Annotated in this window: 18 protein-coding genes; 15 read left to right on the forward strand and 3 right to left on the reverse strand. The window is 71.8% G+C overall.

The window, feature by feature from the left end:
- Positions 1-400 precede the first annotated feature (400 nt).
- From HG543_RS17540 to HG543_RS17605, 14 genes are all read left to right on the forward strand, one after another.
- Positions 401-1,714 carry a TolC family protein gene (locus HG543_RS17540; protein ID WP_169345936.1) on the forward strand — a complete coding sequence of 438 codons (1,314 nt, stop codon included), beginning with the start codon at positions 401-403 and terminating at the stop codon, positions 1,712-1,714.
- A complete protein-coding gene (locus HG543_RS17545; RefSeq protein WP_169345937.1) occupies positions 1,711-2,268 on the forward strand; it encodes a hypothetical protein in 558 nt (185 codons plus the stop codon). The genes HG543_RS17540 and HG543_RS17545 overlap by 4 nt, the downstream gene beginning before the upstream one ends.
- Positions 2,265-3,452, forward strand: a complete 1,188-nt coding sequence (locus tag HG543_RS17550; protein WP_169345938.1) for an efflux RND transporter periplasmic adaptor subunit — start codon at positions 2,265-2,267, stop codon at positions 3,450-3,452. Before HG543_RS17545 ends, HG543_RS17550 begins: the two co-directional genes overlap by 4 nt.
- A complete protein-coding gene (locus HG543_RS17555; RefSeq protein WP_169345939.1) occupies positions 3,449-6,625 on the forward strand; it encodes an efflux RND transporter permease subunit in 3,177 nt (1,058 codons plus the stop codon). The genes HG543_RS17550 and HG543_RS17555 overlap by 4 nt, the downstream gene beginning before the upstream one ends.
- A gap of 29 nt (positions 6,626-6,654) precedes the next feature.
- Positions 6,655-7,746: a cupredoxin domain-containing protein gene (locus HG543_RS17560; protein WP_169345940.1), complete on the forward strand. Its 1,092-nt coding sequence runs from the start codon at positions 6,655-6,657 to the stop codon at positions 7,744-7,746.
- 29 nt (positions 7,747-7,775) lie between these two features.
- Positions 7,776-8,348: an RNA polymerase sigma factor gene (locus HG543_RS17565; RefSeq protein WP_169345952.1), complete on the forward strand. Its 573-nt coding sequence runs from the start codon at positions 7,776-7,778 to the stop codon at positions 8,346-8,348.
- Between the two features lie 180 nt (positions 8,349-8,528).
- Entirely contained in the window at positions 8,529-9,542 is a 1,014-nt protein-coding gene (locus HG543_RS17570) for a GIY-YIG nuclease family protein (RefSeq protein ID WP_169345941.1), read from the forward strand.
- 205 nt (positions 9,543-9,747) lie between these two features.
- On the forward strand, positions 9,748-12,231 hold the full coding sequence (locus tag HG543_RS17575) for a heavy metal translocating P-type ATPase (protein ID WP_169345942.1): 2,484 nt from the start codon (positions 9,748-9,750) through the stop codon (positions 12,229-12,231).
- Positions 12,232-12,333: 102 nt separating this feature from the next.
- A complete protein-coding gene (locus tag HG543_RS17580) occupies positions 12,334-12,759 on the forward strand; it encodes a hypothetical protein (protein WP_169345943.1) in 426 nt (141 codons plus the stop codon).
- Positions 12,760-12,896: 137 nt separating this feature from the next.
- A complete protein-coding gene (locus tag HG543_RS17585) occupies positions 12,897-13,310 on the forward strand; it encodes a four-helix bundle copper-binding protein (protein WP_169345944.1) in 414 nt (137 codons plus the stop codon).
- A gap of 60 nt (positions 13,311-13,370) precedes the next feature.
- Positions 13,371-14,462, forward strand: coding sequence for a Rieske 2Fe-2S domain-containing protein (locus HG543_RS17590; protein ID WP_169345945.1), 1,092 nt, complete (start codon positions 13,371-13,373; stop codon positions 14,460-14,462).
- A gap of 920 nt (positions 14,463-15,382) precedes the next feature.
- Complete coding sequence (locus HG543_RS17595; protein ID WP_169345946.1) at positions 15,383-15,520, forward strand: hypothetical protein; 138 nt, start codon at positions 15,383-15,385, stop codon at positions 15,518-15,520.
- A gap of 182 nt (positions 15,521-15,702) precedes the next feature.
- Complete coding sequence (locus tag HG543_RS17600) at positions 15,703-17,157, forward strand: TolC family protein (RefSeq protein ID WP_169345947.1); 1,455 nt, start codon at positions 15,703-15,705, stop codon at positions 17,155-17,157.
- 44 nt (positions 17,158-17,201) lie between these two features.
- A complete protein-coding gene (locus HG543_RS17605; protein ID WP_169345948.1) occupies positions 17,202-18,506 on the forward strand; it encodes a multicopper oxidase family protein in 1,305 nt (434 codons plus the stop codon).
- Between the two features lie 25 nt (positions 18,507-18,531).
- Here HG543_RS17605 and HG543_RS17610 read toward each other — a convergent pair whose 3' ends face one another.
- The 3 genes from HG543_RS17610 to HG543_RS57150 are packed head-to-tail and all read right to left on the reverse strand — an operon-like array spanning position 18,532 to position 22,029.
- A complete protein-coding gene (locus HG543_RS17610) occupies positions 18,532-20,070 on the reverse strand; it encodes a multicopper oxidase family protein (RefSeq protein ID WP_281404419.1) in 1,539 nt (512 codons plus the stop codon).
- Positions 20,051-21,562: a TolC family protein gene (locus tag HG543_RS17615; protein WP_169345949.1), complete on the reverse strand. Its 1,512-nt coding sequence runs from the start codon at positions 21,560-21,562 to the stop codon at positions 20,051-20,053. The genes HG543_RS17610 and HG543_RS17615 overlap by 20 nt, the downstream gene beginning before the upstream one ends.
- Entirely contained in the window at positions 21,559-22,029 is a 471-nt protein-coding gene (locus HG543_RS57150; RefSeq protein ID WP_371876552.1) for a heavy metal-binding domain-containing protein, read from the reverse strand. Before HG543_RS57150 ends, HG543_RS17615 begins: the two co-directional genes overlap by 4 nt.
- Before the next feature lie 269 nt (positions 22,030-22,298).
- Between HG543_RS57150 and HG543_RS17620 the strand changes: the two genes are divergently transcribed.
- Positions 22,299-23,189 (forward strand): hypothetical protein, encoded by an 891-nt coding sequence (locus HG543_RS17620; protein ID WP_169345950.1) that lies wholly within the window; start codon positions 22,299-22,301, stop codon positions 23,187-23,189.
- The last annotated feature ends 206 nt before the right edge of the window (positions 23,190-23,395 follow it).

Here is a 23,395-nt window from a genome sequence, read left to right on the forward strand (position 1 = left end):
CGCCCGGCGCGCGGTGTCTGGCCGTGGTGCGGCGGCTCAGGCCCGCTAGATGGCTCCCTCGCGAAAGAGGACGTCGTGCTTCGTCATCGGGTTCCTTCGCGGTCTCCTGCCGCGGAACAGCGGCTGCTGGTAATACGGGTATTATCGGAAAGACTGTGAAGTAGTATCTAGCCCTGCGGGGCAGGTCCCGGAATCCCCTGCGAATCCACACGGTTGCGTCCGCTCCGTGGTCCTTCTCCCCTCCATTCGCGCCTGTCTGCCCGGTGGGGTGGCCGGCGGGGTTCCTCCCGGCACGTCACAGTGTGACCGGCGCGGTCACACCCGTGCGGCTTCCAGCGCGTGCAGGTCCGCGAAATCACGAGGGGCGCGGTGGGTACGCGGATTGCGTTGGGAAGAGGACATGTTCGCCGTGTCCGCCACCCTGACCCTCATGCTGGCCGCCTCTCCCGGGGACGCCTGGACGCTGGAGCGCGTGGTGGCGGAGGCGGTGGAGCGCAGCCCCGAGGTGGCCGCGGCGCGGGCCGAGGAGGCGGGCGCCGAGGGCGTGAGGGCGGCGGATGGGCGCTGGCTCCAGAACAACCCGGAGCTGGAGGCGGAGGCCGCCAGCGATGTGCTCACGGATGATGCGGGTGAGCAGCGCGTCGAGGTGATGCTGAGCCAGACGGTGGAGGTGGCCGGACAGCGGGGTCTGCGCGTGGAGCGGGCGGAGGCGGCGCTGGAGGCGGCTCGGGCGCGGCGGCGGGCGGCGGTGCTGGAGGCGGCCGCGGACGCGGTGGCCTCGGCGGTGGAGCTGGACCGGCGCGAGGCTCGGGCGCGGCTGGCGGAGGAGGCGCTGGGCCTGGCGCGGGCGCTGGAAGACGCCACGGGGCGCCGCTTCGCCGCGGGCGATGTGCCGGAGCTGGAGCGCAATGGCGCGGCGCTGGAGCGGGCGCGAGCGGAGGCTCGGGCCGCGCTGGCCCGGGCCGAGGCGGATGGCGCGCGCGCCGCGTTGAACCGGCGGCTGGGGCGCCCGGCGGCGGCTCCGCTGACGGTGGCCGTGCTGGCGGCAGATGGCGCGATGTCGTCGACTGACGCGGCGGAGACTCGGGACGAGGGCACCCCGCTGATGCGCGCCGCCCGCGCGACCCTTCCCTCACCCCTGCTTCCTTCCGAGCGGCCCGAGGTCCAGGCGGCGCGCGCGGAGGAGTCCGCCGCGAAGGCGGAGGTGGAGCTGCTCCGGCGCGAGCGCTTCCCGGACCCCACCGTGGGCCTGGGCTACGAGCGCGAGCGGCGCGCCGAGTCACACGGCGCCCTCACGGACCTGCACACGGAGCACCTGCTCGTGGCGCGGCTGTCGCTGCCGCTGCCGCTGTGGAACCGCAACCAGCGCGAGCTGGCGGAGGCGCGGGCCCGGCGCTCGACGCGCGAGGCGGAGCGGGTGGCTCGCGAGCGTGAGGTGGAAGCGGAGGCCGCCGCGGCGCGCAGCACCTTCGAGGCCGCGAACACGGCGAACACGGCGCTGCGGGCGGCCCTGCCCGCCGTGGAGCGAAATCTGGAACTGGTACGTCGCGCCTACGACGCGGGCGAGCTGGGCCTGGATGCCCTGCTGCTGGCGCGGGACCGGGCCTTCGGCGCGAGGGCCGAGGCGGTGGACGCGGCGGCGGAGCTGGCCCGGGCGCGCACCGCGCTGCTGCGCGCGCAAGGACGGTTGCCCACGGGAGAGGTGCCGCGATGAGACGCGGAGGATGGATGTTGGCGGGGCTGCTGTGCCTGTCCCTGCCCGGAGCGGCACTGGCGCACGAGGGCGAAGCGCACGGCGAGGCGCCCAAGGTGGCCACGCCGGGTGAGGAACAGCACGTCCTGGCCGCGACGGGCGACGTGTTCGAGGTGGTGCTCAAGCACCCCGAGCACGCCGAGGGCCCGAAGACGCCGGTGCGCCTGCTCGTGGCGGACACCGAGACGAACGCCCCGGTGAGCGGAGCCCAGGTGGAGCTGACGCTGACCGGCGCCACCGTCCAGGCGCTGGTGCCGAAGATGGAATCCCCCGGCATCTACGTGGCCGAGGCGGAGCTGGCCCCCGAGGCGGAGTTCGCCGCCGTGGCCACCGTGACGCGAGGCAACGCCGTGGACGTGCTCGCGCTGGGTACGGTGCACGTGGAGGAGGAGCACGACGACCACGACGAGGCGCACCGCGGCGCGAGCACCGGCTGGGCCGTCGCGGGCGGCGTGGCGCTGATGGTCGCGGCGGGCGCGTGGTGGATGTCGCGCCGCAAGAGGGGGCTCCTGTGAGGAACGCGATGACGCTGGCCCGGGCGCTCCTGGCCGTATCCTTTATATGTCTCGCCGTGGCCCCCCGGGCCCACGCGCACGAGGGCCACGCGGAGGCGGCGCGCCCGTCCCAGCAGCCCATCGTCCCGGGTGTCGCCTTCACGGTGCCCAAGGAGACGCAGTTCCTCCTGGAGGTCCGCACGCAGCGCGCGGCGGTGCGCTCGCTGGAGTCGCGGCTGGTGGCGCCGGGCAAGGTGGTGCCGCGCACGGACCGCTACGCGCAGGTGTCCGCGCCGGTGCCGGGCCGCGTGCTCGCTTCGGGTGCCTCCGTGCCCCTGGTGGGCCAGCGCGTGAAGCGCGGCGAGGTGCTCGCCCTCGTTCAGCAGAGCCTCTCCACGTCGGAGGCCACGGGCCTGTCCACGGGCTACATCCAGGCGGAGGCCGAGGTCTCCCGCGCGCAGGCGGCGCTGGAGCAGGCCCGCCGGGATTTGACACGCGTGGAGTCGCTGCAGGGCGTGGTGGCGGAGAAGGAGGTCCAGCAGGCGCGCCTCATCGTGAGCACGGCGGAGCAGGAGTGGAACCGCGCGAAGGCGGCGCGAGACGTGCTGTCCGGAGCCCGCCAGGGCCAGGGCACGGCGCGCTTCCCGCTGGTGGCCCCCATCGACGGCGTGCTGGTGGAGGCCCGCGCCACCGTGGGCGAGCAGGTGGACCCGGCGCGGCCGCTCTTCGCGGTGCTGGACGCCTCGGTCGTCTGGGTGGAGGCGCGCGTGTACGAGGGCGACGTGGCGCGGGTGGAGAGCGCGTCCGGAGCGCTGGTGGACACGCCCGCGTACGAGGGCCAGCACTTCGCGGCGCGGCTGCACCACGTGGGGCAGATGGTGGATGAGTCCTCGAGAAGCGTGCGCGTCCTCTTCGAGGCGGACAACCGCGAGGGCCGGCTGCGGCCGGGCATGTTCGTGGACGTGGCCATCGGCCAGGGCGGCAAGCGCGACGCGCTGGCGGTGCCCGCCCAGGCGGTGGTGGAGGAGGAGGGTCGCGCCTTCGTCTTCGTGCACACCGCGCCCGAGGCCTTCGAGTTGCGGCCGGTGGTGCTCGGCGGAAGTGACGGCGAGTGGCGCGAGGTGCGCCAGGGCCTGAAGGCGGGCGAGCGGGTGGTGGTGGGCGGCGTGCCGGCGCTGCGGCTGGCCCGGGGAGGCGCGCGGTGATCGACCACGTCATCCTCCTGGCGCTGCGGCACCGCCTCTTCGTGGTGCTGGCGGCGGTGGCGCTGCTGCTCTACGGCGGCTGGGCCGTCACGCGCCTGCCGGTGGACGTGTTCCCCGACCTCAACCGTCCCACGGTGACGGTGATGACGGAGGCGGGCGGCCTGTCTCCGGAGGAAGTGGAGACGCTCGTCACCACGCCGATTGAAACGGCGATGAACGGTGCTCCCGGCGTGCAGCGGGTGCGCTCGTCGTCGGGCGTGGGCCTGTCCATCGTCTACGTGGAGTTCGACTGGGGGACGGACATCTACCTGGACCGGCAGCTCGTGTCCGAGCGGCTTCAAGTCGCGCGCGAGCGGCTGCCGCGCGACGTGACGCCGCACCTGGCGCCGGTGTCCTCCATCATGGGCGAAATCCTGCTGCTCGGCGTGCAGAGCGAGGGCGGGCGCACGTCGCCGCTGGACTTGCGCACCCTGGCGGACTGGACCATCCGCCAGCGCCTGCTGACGATTCCGGGCATCGCCCAGGTGACGGTGCTGGGCGGCGGCGTGAAGCAGTTCCAGGTGCGCGTGGACCCGGAGAAGCTCCTGTCCTTCGGGCTCACCTTCGAGGAGGTGGAGCGCGCGGCCGGGCTCGCCCAGGGCAACACCACGGGTGGCTTCGTGGACAAGGGCGGCCGTGAGTACCTCGTGCGCAACCTCGCGCGCAGCGCGTCCGTGGAGGACCTGGCGAACACCGTGGTCGCGGTGCGCGACGGCGTGCCGGTGCGCCTGTCCCAGGTGGGCGAGGTGGTGGTGGGCCCGGCGGTGAAGCGCGGCGACGGAGGGATGAACGGCCAGCCCGCGGTCATCCTCGCGGTGCAGAAGCAGCCCGGCGCCAGCACGCTGGAGCTGACGGAGAAGGTGGAGGCCGCGGTGAAGGACCTCCAGGCCACGCTGCCCGCGGACGTGCGGGTGCGGACGCTCTTCCGGCAGGCGGACTTCATCCACTCCGCCATCGGCAACGTGGCCGAGGCCCTGCGCGACGGCGCGCTGCTGGTGGTGGTGGTCCTCTTCCTCTTCCTCGTCAACCTGCGCACCACGGCGATTACGCTCACCGCGATTCCGCTGTCCCTGGTCATCACCGCGCTGGTGATGAAGGCGTTCGGCCTGTCCATCAACACGCTGACACTGGGCGGGCTCGCGGTGGCCATCGGTGAGCTGGTGGACGACGCCATCGTCGACGTGGAGAACGTCTACCGGCGCCTCAAGGAGAACCGGGCGAAGGAGCACCCCGAGTCCACGCTGCGCGTCATCTACCGCGCGTCGTCCGAGGTGCGCGGCTCCATCGTCTTCGCCACGCTCATCGTGGTGCTGGTGTTCATCCCACTGTTCGCGCTGGGCGGCATCGAGGGCCGGCTCTTCGCGCCCCTGGGCGTGGCCTACATCGTGTCCATCCTCGCGTCGCTGCTGGTGTCGCTGACGGTGACGCCGGCGCTCTGCGCGTACCTGCTGCCGAAGGGCCGCTTCCTTGAGCACGGCGACGGCGCGCTGGTGCGGTGGCTGAAGGCGCGGGCGAAGCGGGTGCTGGAGGTGGCGCTGGCGCACCCCCGTCCGGTGATGACGGGCGCGGTGGTGCTGGTGCTCGCGGCGGCGGCGGTGGTGCCCTTCCTCGGGCGCTCCTTCCTGCCGCCCTTCAACGAGGGCACCGCCACGGTGACGCTGATTGCTCCGCCCGGCACGTCGCTGGAGGAGTCCAACCGCTTCGGTCTGCTGGCCGAGCGCCTCATCGCCGCCGTGCCCGAGGTGGAGACGGTGGGCCGGCGCACCGGCCGCGCCGAGCAGGACGAGCACGCCGAGGGCGTCCACTACTCGGAGCTGGACGTGGACTTCAAGGAAGGGGACGGCCGCCCGCGCGACGTGGTGCTCGCGGAGATTCGCGAGCGGCTGGCCCAGCTCCCTGGCATGTCCGTGTCCGTGGGGCAGCCCATCTCCCACCGCCTGGACCACCTGCTGTCGGGCATCCGCGCGCAGGTGGCGGTGAAGCTCTTCGGGCAGGACCTGGACGTGCTGCGCGGCAAGGCGGAGGAGGTGCGCAACGTCATGTCCGGTGTGCCCGGCATCGTCGACCTCCAGGTGGAGCAGCAGACGCTGATTCCCCAGCTCCAGGTGAAGCTGAAGCGCGAGGAGGCGGCGCGGCTGGGCGTGCAGCCCGGCGCCATGGCGGAGCAGCTGGAGAAGGCCTTCAACGGCGTGGTGGTGGGGCAGGTGCTGGAAGGGCAGCGCACGTTCGACGTGCTCGTGCGCTACGACGAGCGGGCGCGCGTGGACGCGGAGGCCTTCCGCCGGGCGCTGGTGGACACGCCGTCGGGCGCGCGGGTGCCCGTGGCCGCGGTGGCGGACGTGGTGGAGTCGCAAGGCCCCAACGTCATCCACCACGACCACCTGCAGCGGCGCATCGTGGTGATGGCCAACGTGGCGGGCCGCGACCTGGGCAGCGCGGTGGAGCAGGTGCGTGAGCGTGTGGCCGCGCAGGTGTCGCTGCCACCCGGCGCCTTCGTCACCTACGAGGGCCAGTTCGAGAGCCAGCAGTCCGCCACGCGGCTCATCGCGCTGCTGTCACTGCTGTCGGTGGGCGGCATGTTCCTCGTCCTGTACGCGCACTTCCGCTCGGTGCGGCTCGTGCTCCAGGTGATGCTCAACATCCCGCTGGCGCTGGTGGGCAGCGTGACGGCGGTGGTGCTCACTGAGCAGCCTCTGTCGGTGGCAACGCTGGTCGGCTTCATCACCCTGTGCGGCATCGCCAGCCGCAACACCATCATGCTCATCTCCCACTACCTCCACCTGGTGGAGGTGGAGGGCGAGCGCTTCAGCAAGGACCTGGTGCTGCGCGGCTCGCTGGAGCGGCTGGTGCCGGTGCTGATGACGGCGCTGACGGCGGGGCTGGCGCTGGTGCCGCTGGCGCTCGCGTCGGGCGCGCCGGGCAAGGAGATTCTGCACCCGGTGGCGACGGTCATCCTCGGGGGGCTCATCAGCTCCACCCTGCTGGACTTGCTCGTCACGCCGGCCGTGTTCTACCGCTTCGGGCGTCCGGCCCTGGAGCGCTACCTGGCGCGCAAGGCGGTGGCGCGCGCCGAAGAGGACACCGGTCTTCCGGAGGCGGCGCCTTCGGGGGAGCGGCTCGCGGGTTCGCTGTGAGGCAACGGGATTCTGGAGTCGGAGGACGTATGAAGAAGCGAATCATCGCCGCGGTGATGGCCCTGGGGCTGGTGGCCGCGTGCAGCAAGAAGGACGCGCCCGCGGAGGCTCCGGCTCCGGCCGCGAAGTCGCACTCCGCCGCCGCGCCTCATGCCCACACGGCCCCGCATGGCGGGCTCGTGGAATCCACGGCGCGTGGCCACGTGGAGCTGGTTGCGGCGCGGGGCGGCACGTACCGCGTCTACCTGCTGGACGACGCGCTCAACGTTCGTCCGGTGGACGGCGCCACCGGCACCGTGAAGGTGGCGAAGGGCGGCTACCCGGACGTGAAGCTCGTGCCCGCGGGTGACCACCTGGAGGGCCAGGGGCCGGAGCACACGGACGAGCACCTCGCCATGGTGGTGACGGTGGTGAAGGACGGGAAGCCGGAGGTGGCGCGCTTCACCGCGCACCTGGGGGCGAACGGCCATGCGACGGCCGGTGGAGCCTCCGCGCCGATGCAGGCGCACGACCACACGCCGCTGCACGGCGGCATCGTGGCCATGAGCGGGGACACGCACCTGGAGGTGGTGTCGCTCAAGTCCGGCGAGGTGCGCGTCTGGGTGACGGACGCCTTCCGCCAGCCGGTGCCCATTGATGGGAAGAAGGGCACGGTGGAGACGGGCACGGTCTCCGCGCCGCTCGTCCCCGAGCCCTCGGGTGCGTTCCTCACCGGAAAGCTTCCTCCCGCGGACGCCGAGCGCGAGGTGACGGTGCGACTGCCGATGCCGGACGACCCCGAGTACTTCATCGGCTTCATGCTCACGCCGATGGACGCTCCGAAGTCGGCTCCGGCCGGCGCGGTGGTGCGGGCCGGCGAGGTGCAGGAGGTCACCATTACCGTGCAGGGCGGCTATCAGCCCAGCGAGGTGGTGCTGAAGCAGGGCGTGCCGGCGCGGCTGCGCTTCGTGCGCAAGGACTCGGGCGGGTGCGGGGACGAATTGCTCATTCCCGCTTTTGGGGTCAAGAAGCCGCTGCCGGGCCTCACGGAGACGGTCGTGTCGCTGGTGCCGGACAAGGCGGGCACCTTCGCGTTCACCTGTGGCATGCAGATGATGAAGGGCACCCTGGTGGTGAACTAGCAGGAGCCGACACCGTGGAACCGCGGAACATGGGCGAGGTGGACGAGGCGGCGCGACCCGCCGGAGACGAGGTGACGCGTGCGCTGGTGGACAACCACCGCCGCTTCCTCGCCTTCCTGGAGCGGCGCGTGGGCAGCAAGGCCGTGGCGGAGGAAATCCTCCAGGCCGCCTTCGTGAAGACGCTGGAGAAGGGTGGGGTGCCCTCCGACGAAGAGGGCGCGGTGACGTGGTTCTACCGGCTGCTGCGCAACGCGCTGGTGGACCACTACCGCCGTCAGGCCGCGGAAGGGCGCGCCCTGGAGCGCGAGGCGCGCGAGGCGGAAGAGGCCTCCGAGGACCCCGAGCTGAAGCAGACCGTGTGCGCCTGCGTGGGCGACCTGCTGCCCACGCTCAAGCCCGAGTACGCGGACATGGTGCGCCAGGTGGACCTGGAGGAGCGCAGCGTCCCGGACGTCGCCCGGGATGCGGGCATCACCGCGAACAATGCGGGCGTGCGGCTGCACCGGGCGCGGCAGGCGCTGAAGAAGCAGCTGGAGAGGAGCTGTGGGACCTGCGCCTCGCACGGCTGCCTGGACTGTTCGTGCAAGAAGTCACGCGCGTGAGCCGGTGAGACGGGGCTTGCGGACGCCCCGGGCCCGGCGTTGAATGAGGGCAGGTGCCGAGGGGCGCCTGACCCGAAAAAGACGACGTCACCCTCACTCGTTTGTGGCAGTGCGAACCATTCCTGAGGCGTTCCTTCCACGGCCCATTCTCGGGTGAGGGCCGGTCACGAGGGATTTGCCATGGGAACCGTCTCCCGCGCCGCCGCGCCGCTCTCCCTCCAGGAATGCAAGGTGCGCGCATCGCTCCTCCTCAAGGAGCTGGGCTCGCCCGAGGTCTCTCGCGCCACGCGGGCCGCTGAGCGGCTGCGCACGCTTCCTCCCTTCGCGTCCCTGTCGCCGGGGGAGCTGATCGCCCGAAGGGACTCGGTGCAGCGCAAGCACGCGCTGGCGGTCATCGCCCGTGAGCAGGGCTTCGCGTCGTGGGCGGAGCTGAAGGCCGCGCGCGAGGCGGACGCCGCGTCCGGCGTGGACTTCGAGGCCCTGCTGTCCCGGGTCGGCGGCCTCTTCCTCAACCGCTGGTTCCCCACCTACGAGGCCGCGCTCGCGTCGCTGCGAGCGGACGGGGGCTACCTCTTCCCGTTCCGCCAGCAGTTCTTCGTCTGCGAGGCGAGCCTCCTCGAGACGCTCGGCGTGGATGTCACCGACCCCGATTGGGCCCGGACCGGGCCCGACTGGATGGAGCCGCTGGACCGGGCCGCCCACGCGCGGCTCGCGGAGCGGCTCGCCCGGCTCGCCGAATCCCTTCCCTCAAACCGAAACAGAAAGGTCCCCATGTCCTCTGACAATCCCTCCGCGAATCCCCAGTCGGCAGGTGGCAAGGCGAACCGCTCCGAGCTGAAGCGCGCGTACAAGGAGAAGCCGCCACCGATGGGCGTGTTCGCCGTGCGCAACCGCGCCAATGGCAAGGTGCTCGTCGGCTCCAGCCTCAACGTCGAGGGTTCTCTCAACCGCATCCGCTTCGAACTGACCACCGGCATGCCCCGCATCCCCGCGCTGCTGGAGGACTGGAAGCGCTACGGCGCCGACAACTTCTCCTTCGAGGTGCTCGACGTGCTGCCTCCCGCGGAGGAGCCCGGGGGCGACCCGAAAGAGGAACTGAAGGTGCTGGAGGCGCTCTGGTTGGACCGGCTCAAGCCCTACGGCGACGCGGGCTACAACGAGCCGCCTCCACCGGAGCCCGTGAAGAAGAGCTGAGTGGCGACACAGGGGAACTGGATGCGCTCTGGCGGGAGTGCCTCCAGGACCCGCTGCCCTGGCGAGCGCCACCCGTCCGGGGTGTGTTCCGGGCGGGCGGGGACCTGCCGCCCTGGAAAAGGGCGGTTACCTCTCTTCGGAGGAGCCCGCTGTAAGAGCCGGCGGGGTGCTTCGTTCGCCCATGCGAAAGGAGCAGTGAAGCCCCATGTCCCACTCGCATCCGCACCCCCACACGCACCACCACCCCACGCCGCCTCCCTCCTCGGGCGAGCAGGCGCACGCCATCGACCCCATCTGCGGGATGAAGGTGGACCCGAGTGCTCCCAAGGGGGGCAGCCTGGAGCACGAGGGGCAGACGTACTTCTTCTGCAACCCGAAGTGCCGGGAGCGCTTCCGCGCGGACCCGGCGCGCTACCTCTCGCCCAGGCCCGCCGAGCCGGAGCCGCCCGCGGCCCCAGGGACGATGTACGTGTGCCCCATGGACCCGGAGGTCCGTCAGGACCACCCGGGCGCATGCCCGAAGTGCGGCATGGCGCTGGAGCCCGAGTCCCCGCCCACGCTGGAGGCCCGCGTCGAGTACGTGTGCCCTATGCACCCGGAGGTGGTGCGCGACGGCCCGGGCAGCTGCCCCATCTGCGGCATGGCGCTGGAGCCGCGCACCGTGCTGCCCGAGGAGGCGCCGGACCCGGAGCTCCAGTCCATGCGCCTGCGCTTCCGTGTGGGCCTGGGCCTGACGCTGCCGCTGCTCGGGCTGGCCATGTCGGACATGATTCCCGGCCAGCCGGTGCAGCACGCGGTGCCCGCGTCCGTGCTGGCCTGGGCGCAGCTCGTGCTGGCCACGCCGGTGGTGCTCTGGGGCGGCTGGCCCTTCTTCCAGCGCGGCTGGGCTTCCGTCCGCAACCGGCACCTCAACATGTTCACCCTCATCGCGCTGGGCACGGGCGCGGCGTACCTCTTCAGCGTCTTCGCCACGCTGCTCCCCAACGCCCTGCCGCACGGGCTGCGCACGGGGCACGGAGGCACGGCGCCGCTGTACTTCGAGGCCGCCGCCGTCATCGTCACCCTGGTGGCGCTGGGGCAGGTGCTGGAGCTGCGGGCCCGTCACGCCACGTCCGGCGCGCTGCGTGCGCTCTTGAGCCTGGCTCCGGCCATCGCTCGGCGCATCCGCGAGGACGGATACGAGGAGGACGTGCCGCTCACGCACGTCCACGTCGGAGACAGGCTGCGCGTGCGCCCCGGTGAGAAGGTGCCGGTGGACGGCGTGGTGCTGGAGGGCGCCAGCGCGGTGGACGAGTCCATGGTGACGGGCGAGTCCCTCCCGGTGGAGAAGACTCCGGGCGAGAAGGTGACGGGCGGCACGGTGAATGGCACGGGCTCGCTGGTGATGCGGGCGGAGCGCGTGGGGAAGGACACGCTGCTGTCGCGCATCGTCCAGCGGGTGAGCGAGGCGCAGCGCACCCGCGCGCCGATTCAGCGGCTGGCGGACAAGGTGGCGGGCATCTTCGTGCCCGTGGTCATCGCGGTGGCGGTGGTGACGGCGGTGGTGTGGGGCGTGTGGGGGCCGGAGCCCCGGCTGGCGCACGCGCTGGTGAACGCGGTGGCGGTGCTCATCATCGCCTGCCCGTGCGCGCTGGGCCTGGCCACGCCCATGTCCGTCATGGTGGGCACGGGCCGGGGCGCGCAGACGGGCGTGCTCATCCGCGACGCCGCGGCGCTGGAGCGGCTGGAGGCGGTGGACACGCTGGTGGTGGACAAGACGGGCACGCTCACCGAGGGCAAGCCGCGCCTCGTGTCCGTGGTGCCGGCCCCGGGCTTCGACGAGGCGCGCCTGCTGCGGCTCACCGCAAGCCTGGAGCGCGGCAGCGAGCACCCGCTGGCGGCGGCCATCGTCGAGGGCGCGAAGGAGCGGGGCTCCGTGCTGACGAAGGTGGAGGACTTCCGCTCGCACACCGGCCAGGGCGTCACCGGCCGGGTGGGCGGCGCCGAGGTGGCACTGGGCAACGCGGCGCTGATGAAGGCTCGCGGTGTGGACGTGGGCGACCTGGGCGCGCGGGCCGAGGCGCTGCGCGGCGAGGGGCAGACGGTGGTGCTGGTGGCGGTGGATGGGCACATGGCGGGGCTGCTCGGCGTGGCGGACCCGGTGAAGGCGTCCACGCCCGAGGCCCTGGAAATGCTGCGCCACGAGGGGCTGCGCGTGGTGATGCTCACGGGCGACAGCCAGACGACGGCGGAGGCGGTGGCGCGGCGGCTGGGCATCACCGAGGTCATCGCCGGGGTGCTGCCGGAGGCGAAGGGCGACGTGGTGCGGCGGCTCCAGGGGGAAGGGCGCGTGGTGGCCATGGCGGGCGACGGCGTCAACGACGCGCCCGCGCTGGCGCAGGCGGACGTGGGCATCGCGATGGGTACGGGCACGGACATCGCGATGGAGAGCGCGGGCGTCACGCTGGTGAAGGGAGACCTGCGCGCCATCGCCCGGGCGCGGAGGCTGAGCCGGGGGACGCTGGGCAACATCCGGCAGAACCTCTTCTTCGCCTTCATCTACAACCTGCTGGGTGTGCCGCTGGCGGCGGGCGTGCTGTATCCCTTCTTCGGCCTGCTGCTCAGCCCCATCTTCGCCAGCGCGGCGATGAGCCTCTCGTCGGTGTCCGTCATCGCCAACGCGCTCCGGCTGCGCAAGCTGGAGCTGTAGTTCCTCGGACGGGGTGGCGCCCGCCGGGTCGGCTCCCGGCGGGCGTGGTGCTTCCTCCCGGCGCGCGGTGTCCCCAGCTTCAGACTCGAGGGGGGCTGTCCCATGCGCGTTCGACTCCTGGTCGTGTCGTTGTGGCTGCTCGCCGTCCCGCTCGGGGCGGGTGCGCAGGCGCCACCGCAACCTTCGCCGCCTCCTCCCGTCGAGGAGGAAGGCACGCAGCCCATTACCGGGGAGCGGCCCGTTCCGGGGGCGCCCGAGGACGTCGGAGAGCACGAGCAGGCGTGCCATCCCGTTCCTCCCACGGGCGCGGTGGGCAGTCCTCCCAGCGCGAGTGAAGAGCCGCCCGGCATCGGGGGCTCGGGCACCGTGGCTCCGGCGCCGGACGAGAAGAAGTCGCCCACCTGTCCCTGCCTGCCCGAGGACCCGGCCGGCCCCTGCCCCTGTCCCCTCCATGGGAACCCCGCGATGAGGCCGTGCCCGCCCGGAGACGCGGAGGTCTCCGGGTGTCAGCCGCGTCCGGAGCAGTAGCGTGGGAGGGGTGGGGCCCGCCCGGACCCGGGCTCGCCCCGCTGACGCGAAGGCAGGCGTGCCGGCGGCCCTCGTCAGCCCTCCTCCAGGGGATGCCCCATCTTGGAGCTTGGACCCCCAACATCGAGAGGTGAGCCATGGCTCCTGCCGAGGCAGTGAGACCCGACAAGGACATGCAGCAGTGCATCCAGGCGTGCCTGGAATGCCACCGCGTCTGCCTGGAGACGGTGACGTATTGCCTGCGCAAGGGCGGCAAGCACGCGGAGGCGAGTCACATCCGCCTCCTGATGGACTGCGCGGAAATCTGTCAGACGAGCGCGAACTTCCTGCTGCGTGGCTCGGAGCTGCACACCCGCACGTGCTTCGCCTGCGCGGAGGTATGCCAGCGCTGTGCCGACTCCTGCGCCGCCATGGGCGAGGACTCGATGATGAAGGCGTGCGAGGACATGTGCCGCCGGTGCGAGGAGTCCTGCCGGAAGATGGATGGGGGGCTCATGCCCCAGGTGCCCAATCCGGAGGCCGCCCAGCGCGCGGCGGACCTGCCGGCATAGCGGACGCTCCACGCAGTCCCGGCGTGGCGACCCCACGAGGGTGGGATTAGAGTGCCTCCCATGACTCCTCGCGAGGAGGCGCGCGCCCCCGGTGCGCCCGCCGGTCACGTCTCCGTTGTCCACCTGCCGAACGCCTGGTTCATCCTCTGCGCCTCGAGTGAGCTGGGGAGCAAGCCGCTGGCCCGCACGCTCCAGGGCATGCCGCTCGTGCTCTTCCGGGGCGAGGGCGGCAAGCCCGCGGCCCTGATGGACCGCTGTCCGCACCGCAACGTGCCGCTGTCGCTCGGCCGCGTGAAGGAGGGCCAGCTCCAGTGCGGCTACCACGGCTGGCGCTTCGACACCGAGGGCCAGTGCCGCATGATTCCGGGCTTCCTCGGCGAGCCCGGCGCCCGGGCCCGCTGCGCCACCGCGTACGCCACCCGCGAGCAGGACGGCTTCGTCTGGGTCTACTCCTCGCCTGGCGTGGTGCCGACGACGGAGCCCTATCGCTTCCCGCTGCTGGAGGCGCGCGAGTACACCACCGTGCGCCGCATCCTCCGCGCGCCCGGCACGCTGCACGCCACGCTGGAGAATACGCTGGACGTGCCGCACACCGCGTACCTCCACGGCGGGCTGTTCCGCACCGAGGAGAAGCGCAACGAGATTGACGTGGTGGTGCGCCGGAGCGCCGACAAGGTGGAGGCGGAGTACATCGGCGAGCCGCGCCCCAGCGGGCTCGTGGGAAAGTTGCTGGCACCCGGTGGCGGCGAGGTGCAGCACTTCGACCGCTTCCTGATGCCGTCCATCGCCCAGGTGGAGTACCGGCTGGGAGAGGGCAGCCACATCATCGTCACCTCGGCGATGACGCCCGTGTCGGACTTCGACACGATGGTGTACGCGGTGGTGACGTTCCGCCTGCCGCTGCCGCGCTGGCTGACGCGCGCGGTGCTCCCGTTCGCGATGCCGGTGGCGCTCCACATCTTCGGCCAGGACGCGCGCATCCTGAAGACGCAGACGGAGACCATCCGCCGCTTCGGCACGGAGTCGTACGCCTCGACGGAGATCGACGTCCTGGGGCCCGGCATCCTCCGCCTGCTGCGCGCCGCGGAGAAAGAGAAGCCCGGCGCCGTGGGTGACGCCGTGCACGAGACGCGGCTGAAGATGCGGACCTGATTCATGCCGCGGCGGGCAAGCGCACGAGGGGGCCCGTAGGAGCAGCCATTCACCATCGCGGCTGCTCGGGCACTTTGCGTTCGCCGCGCGTGTACTTCCCGCGAGCAGATGGGCACCTGCCCTGGGCGAACAGGCTTCACGGGCTGGTGCACGCGGAATGGACGTTCCGTTCCAGGTGGGAGCGGCCGGCGGCTGGGGCAGGTCCTGGCGGAATGGACGTTCCATTCCGGCCAGGGCTCCAGGGGCTGGCCTGCCCCCGGGCTTTTGACGTTTCGACCATGCCCGCCGCACCCTGCCGCCTCAGGAAGGGCGAGGTGGCTCCGCGGCACGCCACATCCGCATCCTGAATGAGCCCGGTTCGCCTTGACCTCTCTGGGGTGGGGCTGGACGCCGGTGAACTGTAAGAGCCCGACGCCTGCCGCGTTTGCGCGGATGTACGCGGCGGCGGGCCCGTGAGGCGGTTCCGTCGCATCACCGGGAACGAAATTCCGCGCCTGTAAGTCGCCGGCCCGTGCCGCGTTTGCAGCGCTGAATCCTCGCTCCGCTCGAAAGGAACCTCGTCATGAACAAGCTCCTCGTCCTGTCCCTCCTGTCGCCCTTGTCCGCTTGCGCCGCCACGTCCTGGAGCGCGCTCGACGCGGACTCCGCGTCTCCCACGTCCCTGAAGGCCCCGGAGGCACCGCGTCCCACCCTGGCAACCGTGCTGGCCGATGCCGACCCCCTGCGTGCACCTTCGGGGGGTGCGTCCGGCGCCATCACCACGGGTGACGGGCACGCAGGCCATCACGGGCATCACGGGGCGGCGGGGCCGGGTGTCGTGGAAGGGCAGGGGACCGGGCACACGGGGCACGGCACCGGGGCATCTGATTCACATGCGGGTCATGGCAGCCACGCGGGGCGCGGCACGACCGGGAGCACGAATGCCCATTCGGGGCTCGGTCAACATGCTGGCCATGACGGGCACGGTACGGCTGGGACCCCGGGTAACCACGCAGGCCATGACGAGCAAGGAGCAGCCAAGGCTCCAGACGCCCACGCGGGCCACGGTGGCCAAGTGAACCACGATGGCCGTGGCACGACCCAGGCTCCCGATGCCCAGGCGGGCCACGGCGAGCACTCCGGCCACGACAAGTCCACCACCCCTACGGGGCAGCGGGACGCGCACTCCGGGAACTCGTCCGCCGCGCCTGCTCCCAGCCACCAGCACCACCACTAGCCACACGCGACGGAAGAACTCGCCATGAAGACCTCGACACTCTCTCGCTGGAAGCGCCCCGCCGCCGGCACCCTGCTGGCCTCCGCCCTCGCCCTGGGCGGATGCGTCACCGTCCCCCTGGCCAGCGATGCGCGCGATGTGCACACGACGCTCGGCGCCCGCTGGACGCCCGGTGTTCCGGTGAGCGCGCTCTCGGGCGAGGTCTCGCGCCAGGACACGGACACCGAGGTCCGGACGCTGCTGTCCCAGCCGCTCACCGCCGACAGCGCCGTCCGCGTCGCCCTGCTGAACAACCGCGAGGTGCGCGCAGCGATGCACGACCTGGGCGTGGCCACCGGCAACCTCGTGCAGGCGAGCCTCCCGCCCAACCCGGAGGTCGAGCTGGAGCTGCGCAAGCCCACCGAGGGCGACGACCCCGTCCAGGCGGACATCGGGCTCGAGTACGACCTGTCCGAGCTCATCCTCCTGCCGCTCCGTCGAGGCGCCGCCCAGGCGGAACGCTCCGCCGAGCGCGCTCGCACGGCGGGCACGGTGTTGGAGCTGGCATACCGCACGAGGCTGGCCTTCCTGGAGGTGCAGGCGCGCCAGCAGCAGCTGGAGCTGCGCAACCGCGCCCTGCAATCCGCGCAGGCCGGTTACGGCACGGCGGTGGAGCTGGAGAAGGCGGGCAACATCCCCGCGCTCACCCTGGCCAACGAGCGCTCCGCCGTGGAGTCCGCGCGGCTGGCCGTGGCCGAGTCCGAGAGCGCCTTGCTGGACGCGCGCGAGGCGCTCAACGTGCTGCTGGGCCTGTTCGGCCCGGACACCGCATGGACCGTGGCCGCGCCGCTGGCCGACCCGGCGGAAGTCCAGGAGCCGGGCGAAGGGCTGGAGGCCCGCGCCATCGAGGCGAGCCTCGACCTGGCCGAGCTGCGCGGACGCATGGAGTCCGCCGACCGGCGCCACCAGCTCGCGCGCACGGAGGGCCTCCTGCCCCACCTGTCCGGCGGCTTCCACGGAGAGAGGGACGAGGACCGCTGGGAGCTGGGCGCGCACCTCACCGTCGGTCTGCCGGTGTTCGACCGCAAGCAGGGCGAGCGCATGGCGGCGCTCTCCTCGCGTGAATCGCTGAAGGCCCGCTACGAGGCCACGGCCACCGCCATCCGCTCCTCACTGCGTCAGGCGCGGGGGCGCGTGGAGTCCACCGCCCGCCGCGCCCGGCACGTGCGAGACGTGCTCCTGCCCGCCCGTACCCGGGCGCTCGACGAGACGGTGCTCCAGTACAACGCCATGCAGGTCGGCGTCTTCGAGGTGCTGCGCGCCCAGGCCGCGGTGACGGACGCGGCCAGCACCTACGTGGAGACGTCGCTCGAACACCACCGCGCCCGCTCCGCGCTGGAGCAGCTCCTGGCGGGCCGCCACCAGGGCCTGGAGCTGGGGCCCTCGCGCGTCTCCGTCACCACCAACGCCTCCGCCGCCGCTCCGGCGGATGCGCACTGACCTTCGCCTTCACGGCACTTCCGATTCGAAGAGGACCCGACACCATGGACCGCAGGGAATTCATGCAGCTGGGAGCACTCGCCGGGGGCACGTTGCTGGCCCGCCGCGCGCTCGCCGAGCAGACGCCGCTCGCACCCGCGCGCGCCGCGAAGCCGCGCATCATCGCACCGGGCGGGCAGGTGGCCGTCACCACGCCCAATGGCTCCACGCTGCCCTGGAAGAACGTGGGCGGCGTGAAGGTGGGCCACCTGGTGGCGATGCCGGTGAAGCACACCTTCGCGCCCGGGCTGGAGGTGGAGGCGTGGGGCTACAACGGCTCAACGCCGGGTCCCACCATCGAGGCGCTGGAGGGAGACCGCGTCCGCATCTACGTCACCAACCGCCTGCCCGAGCCCACCACCGTGCACTGGCACGGGCTCATCGTCCCCAACGGGATGGACGGCGTGGCCGGGCTCACCCAGCGCCCCATCCCTCCGGGGGAGACCTTCGTCTACGAGCTCACGCTGAACCGGCCGGGCACGTACATGTATCACCCGCACTACGACGAGATGACGCAGATGGCGCTCGGGATGATGGGGATGTTCATCGTCCACCCGAAGCGCCCGCGCGGACCGCGCGTGGACCGCGACTTCGCGCTGATGACGCACGAGTGGAAGGTGCTGCCGGGAATGCGCCGGCCGGACCCCACCGCGATGAGCGACTTCAACGTCCTCACGTTCAACTCGAAGGCCTTTCCGGCCACCGCGCCGCTCGTCATCGGACGCGGGGAGCGGGTGCGCATCCGCCTGGGCAACCTCTCCGCGATGGACCATCACCCCATCCACCTGCACGGCCTGTCCTTCGAGATGACCGGCACGGATGGAGGCGAGGTCCCCGAGTCCGCGCGCTACCCGGAGACGTCCGTGCTGGTGCCCGTGGGCAGCACGCGCACCATCGAGTTCGTCGCGGAAGAGGCCGGCGACTGGGCCATGCACTGCCACATGACCCACCACGTGATGAACCAGATGGGGCACGCGGCCCCGGTGACGCTGGGCACGGACGCGCGAGCCATCGACAAGCGGGTGCAGGGGCTGGTGCCGGGCTACATGACGATGGGGCACCAGGGCATGGGCGAGATGGCCGAGATGGGCATGCCGATGCCGGCCAACAGCATCCCCATGATGGGCGGCAAGGGGCCGTTCGGCACCATCGACATGGGCGGCATGTTCACCCTGCTCAAGGTGCGCGAGAACCCGGAGGCCGAGGACGGCAGCGGCTGGTATGTGCACCCCCGAGGCACCGTGGCCGACAAGGCCGACCCATCGCGGCTGGCGGCGGACGGCATCGACACGGACGTCCGCTTCGGCTGAGTCCCTCGCGATTTCGACGTGCGGTTCATCCCCGTCGCGCCCCACCGGGTGAGCCGGGGTCGGCGGTGGAGGGGGCATCCACGTCGATGCCGTCCCGCCGCAGTTCGTCCGAGCTCGCCGCCACGGCGACGGTGCCGGGCGGGTTGTCGTACCAGCCCGGGTCCTCGTTGCTCGCGAGCCGCTCGCGCACCTTGAGGACGGTGAACATGCCGCCCATGGTGATGGTGTCGTGCTTGCCCTTCGCGCCGACCATGGGAATGGAGTTGGCGGGCACGGCCATGCCCATGTCCGCCATCTCGCCCATGCCGGTCTGGCCCATGGTCATGTAGCCCGGCAGCAGCGTGCGCACCCTCGCGTCCAGGCCTCCGGGCTTCACGCCAATCATGTTGGGGATGTCGTGGCCCATCTGGTTCATCAGGTGGTGCGTCATGTGGCAGTGCATGGCCCAGTCGCCGGGCTCGTCGGCGACGAACTCGATGGTGCGCGTGCTGCCCACCGGCACCAGCACCGTCGTCTCCGGCCACTGCGCGGACTCGGCGATGCGGCCTCCGTCCGTCTCGGTGATGCGGAACTGGTAGCCGTGCAGGTGGATGGGGTGGTGGTCCGTCGCGGAGAGGTTGCCCAGGCGGATGCGCACGCGCTCGCCCTGACGCACCACGAGCGGCTCCGTGCCGGGGAACGCCCTGGCGTTCATGGTGAGCACGTTGAAGTCCGTCATCTCGTTCGGGTTGGGCCGGCGGGTGCCCGCGTCGATGCGCCACTCGTGCAGGAGGATGGCGAAGTCGCGGTCGATGCGAGGGCCCACGGGCCGGCGCGGGTGGATGACGAACAGCCCCGCCATGCCGAGCGCCATCTGCGTCATCTCGTCATGGTGCGAGTGGTACATGCCCATGCCGGACTGGCGCACGGTGAACTCGTAGCGGAACGTCTCTCCCGGAGCGATGGCCTTCTGGTTGAGACCGCCCACGCCGTCCATGCCGTTGGGCAGCAGGATGCCGTGCCAGTGCACGGTGGTGCCCGCGGGCAGCCGGTTGGTGACGTAGAAGCGGACGCGGTCTCCCTCCACCACCTCGATGGTGGGCCCGTGCACCCGGCCGTTGTAGCCCCAGCAGAAGGCTCGCAGGCCCGGCGCGAACTCGTGGTCCACCTCCTCGGCTACGAGGTGGAAGACCTTCACGCCGTCCACGACCTTCCACGGCAGCTTCGAGCCGTTGGGCACGACGACGGGCCGGTAGTCGCGGTCCGGCATTCCGGGGCGCTGCCAGTCTTGCCTCGCGTAGCGTCGGCCGGTGTCGGCGGCGGACCCCTCGCGGGGCCGGTGCGCGCCCGGGACGTCCGACTGCGCGTGGGCCGCGGAGCCCCGGAGCAGCACTGCGCCACCCGCGAGTGTGGCACCCGTCGCGGACAGCATGCTCCGCCGGGTCAGCGTCCTCCCGGTGCTGTCCGTGTGCTCGGCGGGAATGGCGATGACTCCGCGGGTGTCATCCGCGCTCACCGGGGTGTCCGAGGCGTTGGACGGTGATGCGCCCGGGGCGGGCCCGGCATCAATGCTGTCCGTGCTCATGGGGATTCTCCGTGCCGCCGTCACGATGCGGGTCGTGTCCGGGCCGAGGGGGTTGGGTCTCGCTGGGGTGCGAGTGCTCCATCGGAGGCGAGGCCGGAGCGGGCCGTGAGGGCAGCGCGGGCCGTGGACTGGCCTCAGCCGTGTCACCGGGCAGCCGTCCTCCGACGAGCCGCTCCAGCTCCGCGCGCGCCATCCAGTAGTCGCGCACGGCTTCGATGTACGAGCGATATGCCTCCACCTGCTCCCGCTTCGCGGCGAGCAGCTGGTAGAGGCCGATCTGCATGGCGTTGTACTGGAGCTGCGACTGCGCGACGACCTTCTCGCGCAGGGGCAGGACGACGCGCTGGTAGCGCTCGGCGACGAGGCGGAGCGACAGCAGCCGGGCCCTCGCGGCGCGGACCTCCGAGCGCGCATTGACGGACAGCTCCGTGAGGCGCCGCTCGCCCTGGCGGTGTTGGGACTCCAGCCGGGCGATGAGCGCCTGGCGCTGGTCGAAGATGGGCAGCTCCAGCGACAGGGTGGGGCCGAAGAGGCGCGGGCCGTCCGCGTCCTGGTGCGTGTGGACGCCCACCTCGACGCGCCCGAAGAAGCGCGTGCTCCGCGCCAGCTCCAGCGCGTTCCATAGCATCGCGGCCTGCTTCCGGGCCGCGTCGATGTCCAGCCGCTGCTTGATGGCGAGCGACTCCAGCCGCTCCAGTGGAGTCTCCTGCTCCGGAAGCGCGGGGAGGCTCGCGGACACCGTCCACCGCGTGCGCGGACCCCAGAGGCCGAGCAGTCGGTTGAGGTGCTCCCGGTCCTCCACCAGCGTCAGCTCCTCCTGCGCGAGGACGAGCCGGGCCTCCTCGGCGGCGGCCTGCTCGGTGGCCAGCTCCAGCTCGGTGATGTTGCCGGCTTCGTGCTGGCGCGTCGCCAGCTCGGCCGCGGCCTCCGCGGCCTGCAACACCATGCGCCGTAGCTCCACGAGCTGCTGGCGCGCCTGCACCTCGCTGAACGTCTTGCGCACCTCGGCCGCGGTGGCGAGCGCCTCATGCGCCACGCGCAGCGTGTCCGCCATGAACTGCTCCTGCGCCACGCGCTTGCGCAGCGGCAGGGTGAAGAGGTCGACGAACTCCTGCACCAGGGAGAACTCGTGCTCCCAGATGCCGCTCCCGGAGATGGGGAAGCCGATGCTGCCGCTGAAGGTCGGGTTGGAGAGCAACCCCGCCTGCACCATGTCGGCCTGGGACACGCCCAGGTCCTCGTATGTGGCCTGGAGCGCTGGGTTGTTGAGCAGGGCGACCTCGACCGCGCGGTCAGAGGAGAGGTCTCCCGCGAGAAGTGTATCGAGGTGACGCTGCACCTCGGCGTCCTCGGGTGTGCCCTGGTTCCAGCGCGTCTTGCGTCCCAGCCGCTCCTCGACGAGGTTCGCCACCTCGGCGTGGCCGAGCTCCTTCTGGATGGAGGCACAGCCGCTCGCGAGCAGCGCGATGCAGATGCAGGCGCTGGCTCTCACGGCCGTCCTCCGTGGCCGTGCTCATGTCCGGACGGAGCGGGCCGGGGCTGCCCCGCGTCCGCCGGTGGGCGCTCCGGCTCCAGCCTCATGCCGCACTTCGGACAGGTGCCGGGCGTTTCGGACCGCACCTCCGGATGCATGGGGCACACGTAGACGGTGGCGCTGCCCGCGTCCCGAGCAGGGGCCCGCGAAGGGGCACCCTCGTGCACATGCCCCGAGGTACGGGTGCCCGCGTCTCGTGCGGAAGCTGGAGCTTCCGCGCCATGCCGTGACGCGTTCGCTCCCCGAGGTTGGGCGAAGGACGGCGTGAGAGGCGCGGGCGCCGTGAGCGTGTCCGGCGGAGAAACGGGCGGGGACTCGGGCGCATCCGGGTTCGACGGGTCGAGCGAAGCGGGCGGTCTCCTGGGCTCGGAGGCGCAGGCCGCGAGCACGAGGAGGCTCGCGAGAGCCCGGCAGGTTCGGTGCATGACGGACCTCGGGGGGTGGCGAACTCCTCGGTGGAGCAAGCCATGTGCCGGGTCATCCGCGCTCCCAGCCTCACGGGCCCTTTCACGGGACACGGGGGGGATGAACGTTTCGTGTAACCGGAGCCATCACACTGTGACGGGCCGCATCGCACGGCGTCGGGCATGGGGAGTGAGACTCGACCCGTGGGGCCGGGGCCTGTCGGGCTGCTAACGTGACGGGTGCTCCTTCCCCCGCACGGAGCGCTCCCCCACAACTCCCCGGAGTCTTCATGCCGATCTCCGTCCGTGCCGTGCTCGTTGCTCCCGTCGCAGCACTGCTGCTGACCGCCCCGCCCGCGCTGGCCACCAACTACACGCTGTGGATTCACGGGAAGAACTCCGGGGGAACCCAGCCCGGCAACTACGCGGACTTCTCCAACTGGGGCCCCAGCTCGACGGCCGCGGGTGTGAACAAGAAGGCCGTCAACTGGGATGGGCGGCAGCGCATTGGCGGGCAGAACTACCGCATCCGTGACGCGCTGGACTGCTTCTGCACCGGCACCAACTGGTGCTACATCGCCGTGCACAGCGCGGGTGACTTGCAGATTGGCTACGCGCTGTCGCTGTATGGCGGCTCGGCGCGCTACAAGAAGAACGCGATTCCCAACTCCAGCGGCGTGTGCGGCAACACGGACGGCACCACGCAGGTGGGCTGGAACATCAAGTGGGTGGACGTGGCGTCCGGCGCGGGCGGCGGCAGCGAGCTGGCGGACAAGGGCGAGTGGGCCACGAGCGACCCCATCGTCAGCGACCTGGTCACCACGACGGCGCGCTCGCTCTACAACCACAACACCACGCGCGGCATCTGGTTCTACATGTTCGCCGGCTCCAAGGGCACGTTCTACTCGGGCCTGCTGCCGGGCCAGGATGACGACGCCGTGTCCTATCACTCCACGGGTGGCGTCGCGGGCAGCGCGGGTGGGGCCTATTGCAATCCATCCGATTGGTTCTGCAACGATTTGACGACGGGCTCCGGCGCCTGCGAGGGCGGCTTCGCCAAGTGGAGCTACCACAGCGTGAAGTTCCGCGATGACGGCGAGGCCTACGGCCACGGCGCCAATGGCAACTGGGAGGGCATCGTGAGCAAGGTGCGCGCGGACGTCGTCACCTACGCGCGGTAGCCCGCGCGAGGGATTGGGCCGCCGGACCCTGGACCGGCGCTGTCTGGGAATGCTATTGCCCGGGCGCCGTGCGCCTCGCGCGGAGAAGGCCTGACAGCCTGTCAGGCCTTGCGCGGGGACGAACGCCAATCACACTCGCCTCGGGGGGGCGGGCCCGGTGTGGCCCGGCGTGTTGCTCCCGAGCGTCCGCCGGAGCCCCCATGAGT

This window comes from Pyxidicoccus fallax (assembly GCF_012933655.1).
Lineage (GTDB): Bacteria > Myxococcota > Myxococcia > Myxococcales > Myxococcaceae > Myxococcus > Myxococcus fallax.

Excerpts from the sequence above, each read along its gene's own strand:
- HG543_RS17540 (WP_169345936.1), top strand. The coding sequence starts at position 401 with ATGTTCGCCGTGTCCGCCACCCTGACCCTCATGCTGGCCGCCTCTCCC.
- HG543_RS17545 (WP_169345937.1), top strand. The coding sequence starts at position 1,711 with ATGAGACGCGGAGGATGGATGTTGGCGGGGCTGCTGTGCCTGTCCCTG.
- HG543_RS17560 (WP_169345940.1), top strand. The coding sequence starts at position 6,655 with ATGAAGAAGCGAATCATCGCCGCGGTGATGGCCCTGGGGCTGGTGGCC.
- HG543_RS17565 (WP_169345952.1), top strand. The coding sequence starts at position 7,776 with ATGGGCGAGGTGGACGAGGCGGCGCGACCCGCCGGAGACGAGGTGACG.
- HG543_RS17570 (WP_169345941.1), top strand. The coding sequence starts at position 8,529 with ATGGGAACCGTCTCCCGCGCCGCCGCGCCGCTCTCCCTCCAGGAATGC.
- HG543_RS17575 (WP_169345942.1), top strand. The coding sequence starts at position 9,748 with ATGTCCCACTCGCATCCGCACCCCCACACGCACCACCACCCCACGCCG.
- HG543_RS17580 (WP_169345943.1), top strand. The coding sequence starts at position 12,334 with ATGCGCGTTCGACTCCTGGTCGTGTCGTTGTGGCTGCTCGCCGTCCCG.
- HG543_RS17585 (WP_169345944.1), top strand. The coding sequence starts at position 12,897 with ATGGCTCCTGCCGAGGCAGTGAGACCCGACAAGGACATGCAGCAGTGC.
- HG543_RS17590 (WP_169345945.1), top strand. The coding sequence starts at position 13,371 with ATGACTCCTCGCGAGGAGGCGCGCGCCCCCGGTGCGCCCGCCGGTCAC.
- HG543_RS17595 (WP_169345946.1), top strand. The coding sequence starts at position 15,383 with ATGCCCATTCGGGGCTCGGTCAACATGCTGGCCATGACGGGCACGGTA.
- HG543_RS17600 (WP_169345947.1), top strand. The coding sequence starts at position 15,703 with ATGAAGACCTCGACACTCTCTCGCTGGAAGCGCCCCGCCGCCGGCACC.
- HG543_RS17605 (WP_169345948.1), top strand. The coding sequence starts at position 17,202 with ATGGACCGCAGGGAATTCATGCAGCTGGGAGCACTCGCCGGGGGCACG.
- HG543_RS17610 (WP_281404419.1), bottom strand. The coding sequence starts at position 20,070 with ATGAGCACGGACAGCATTGATGCCGGGCCCGCCCCGGGCGCATCACCG.
- HG543_RS57150 (WP_371876552.1), bottom strand. The coding sequence starts at position 22,029 with ATGCACCGAACCTGCCGGGCTCTCGCGAGCCTCCTCGTGCTCGCGGCC.
- HG543_RS17620 (WP_169345950.1), top strand. The coding sequence starts at position 22,299 with ATGCCGATCTCCGTCCGTGCCGTGCTCGTTGCTCCCGTCGCAGCACTG.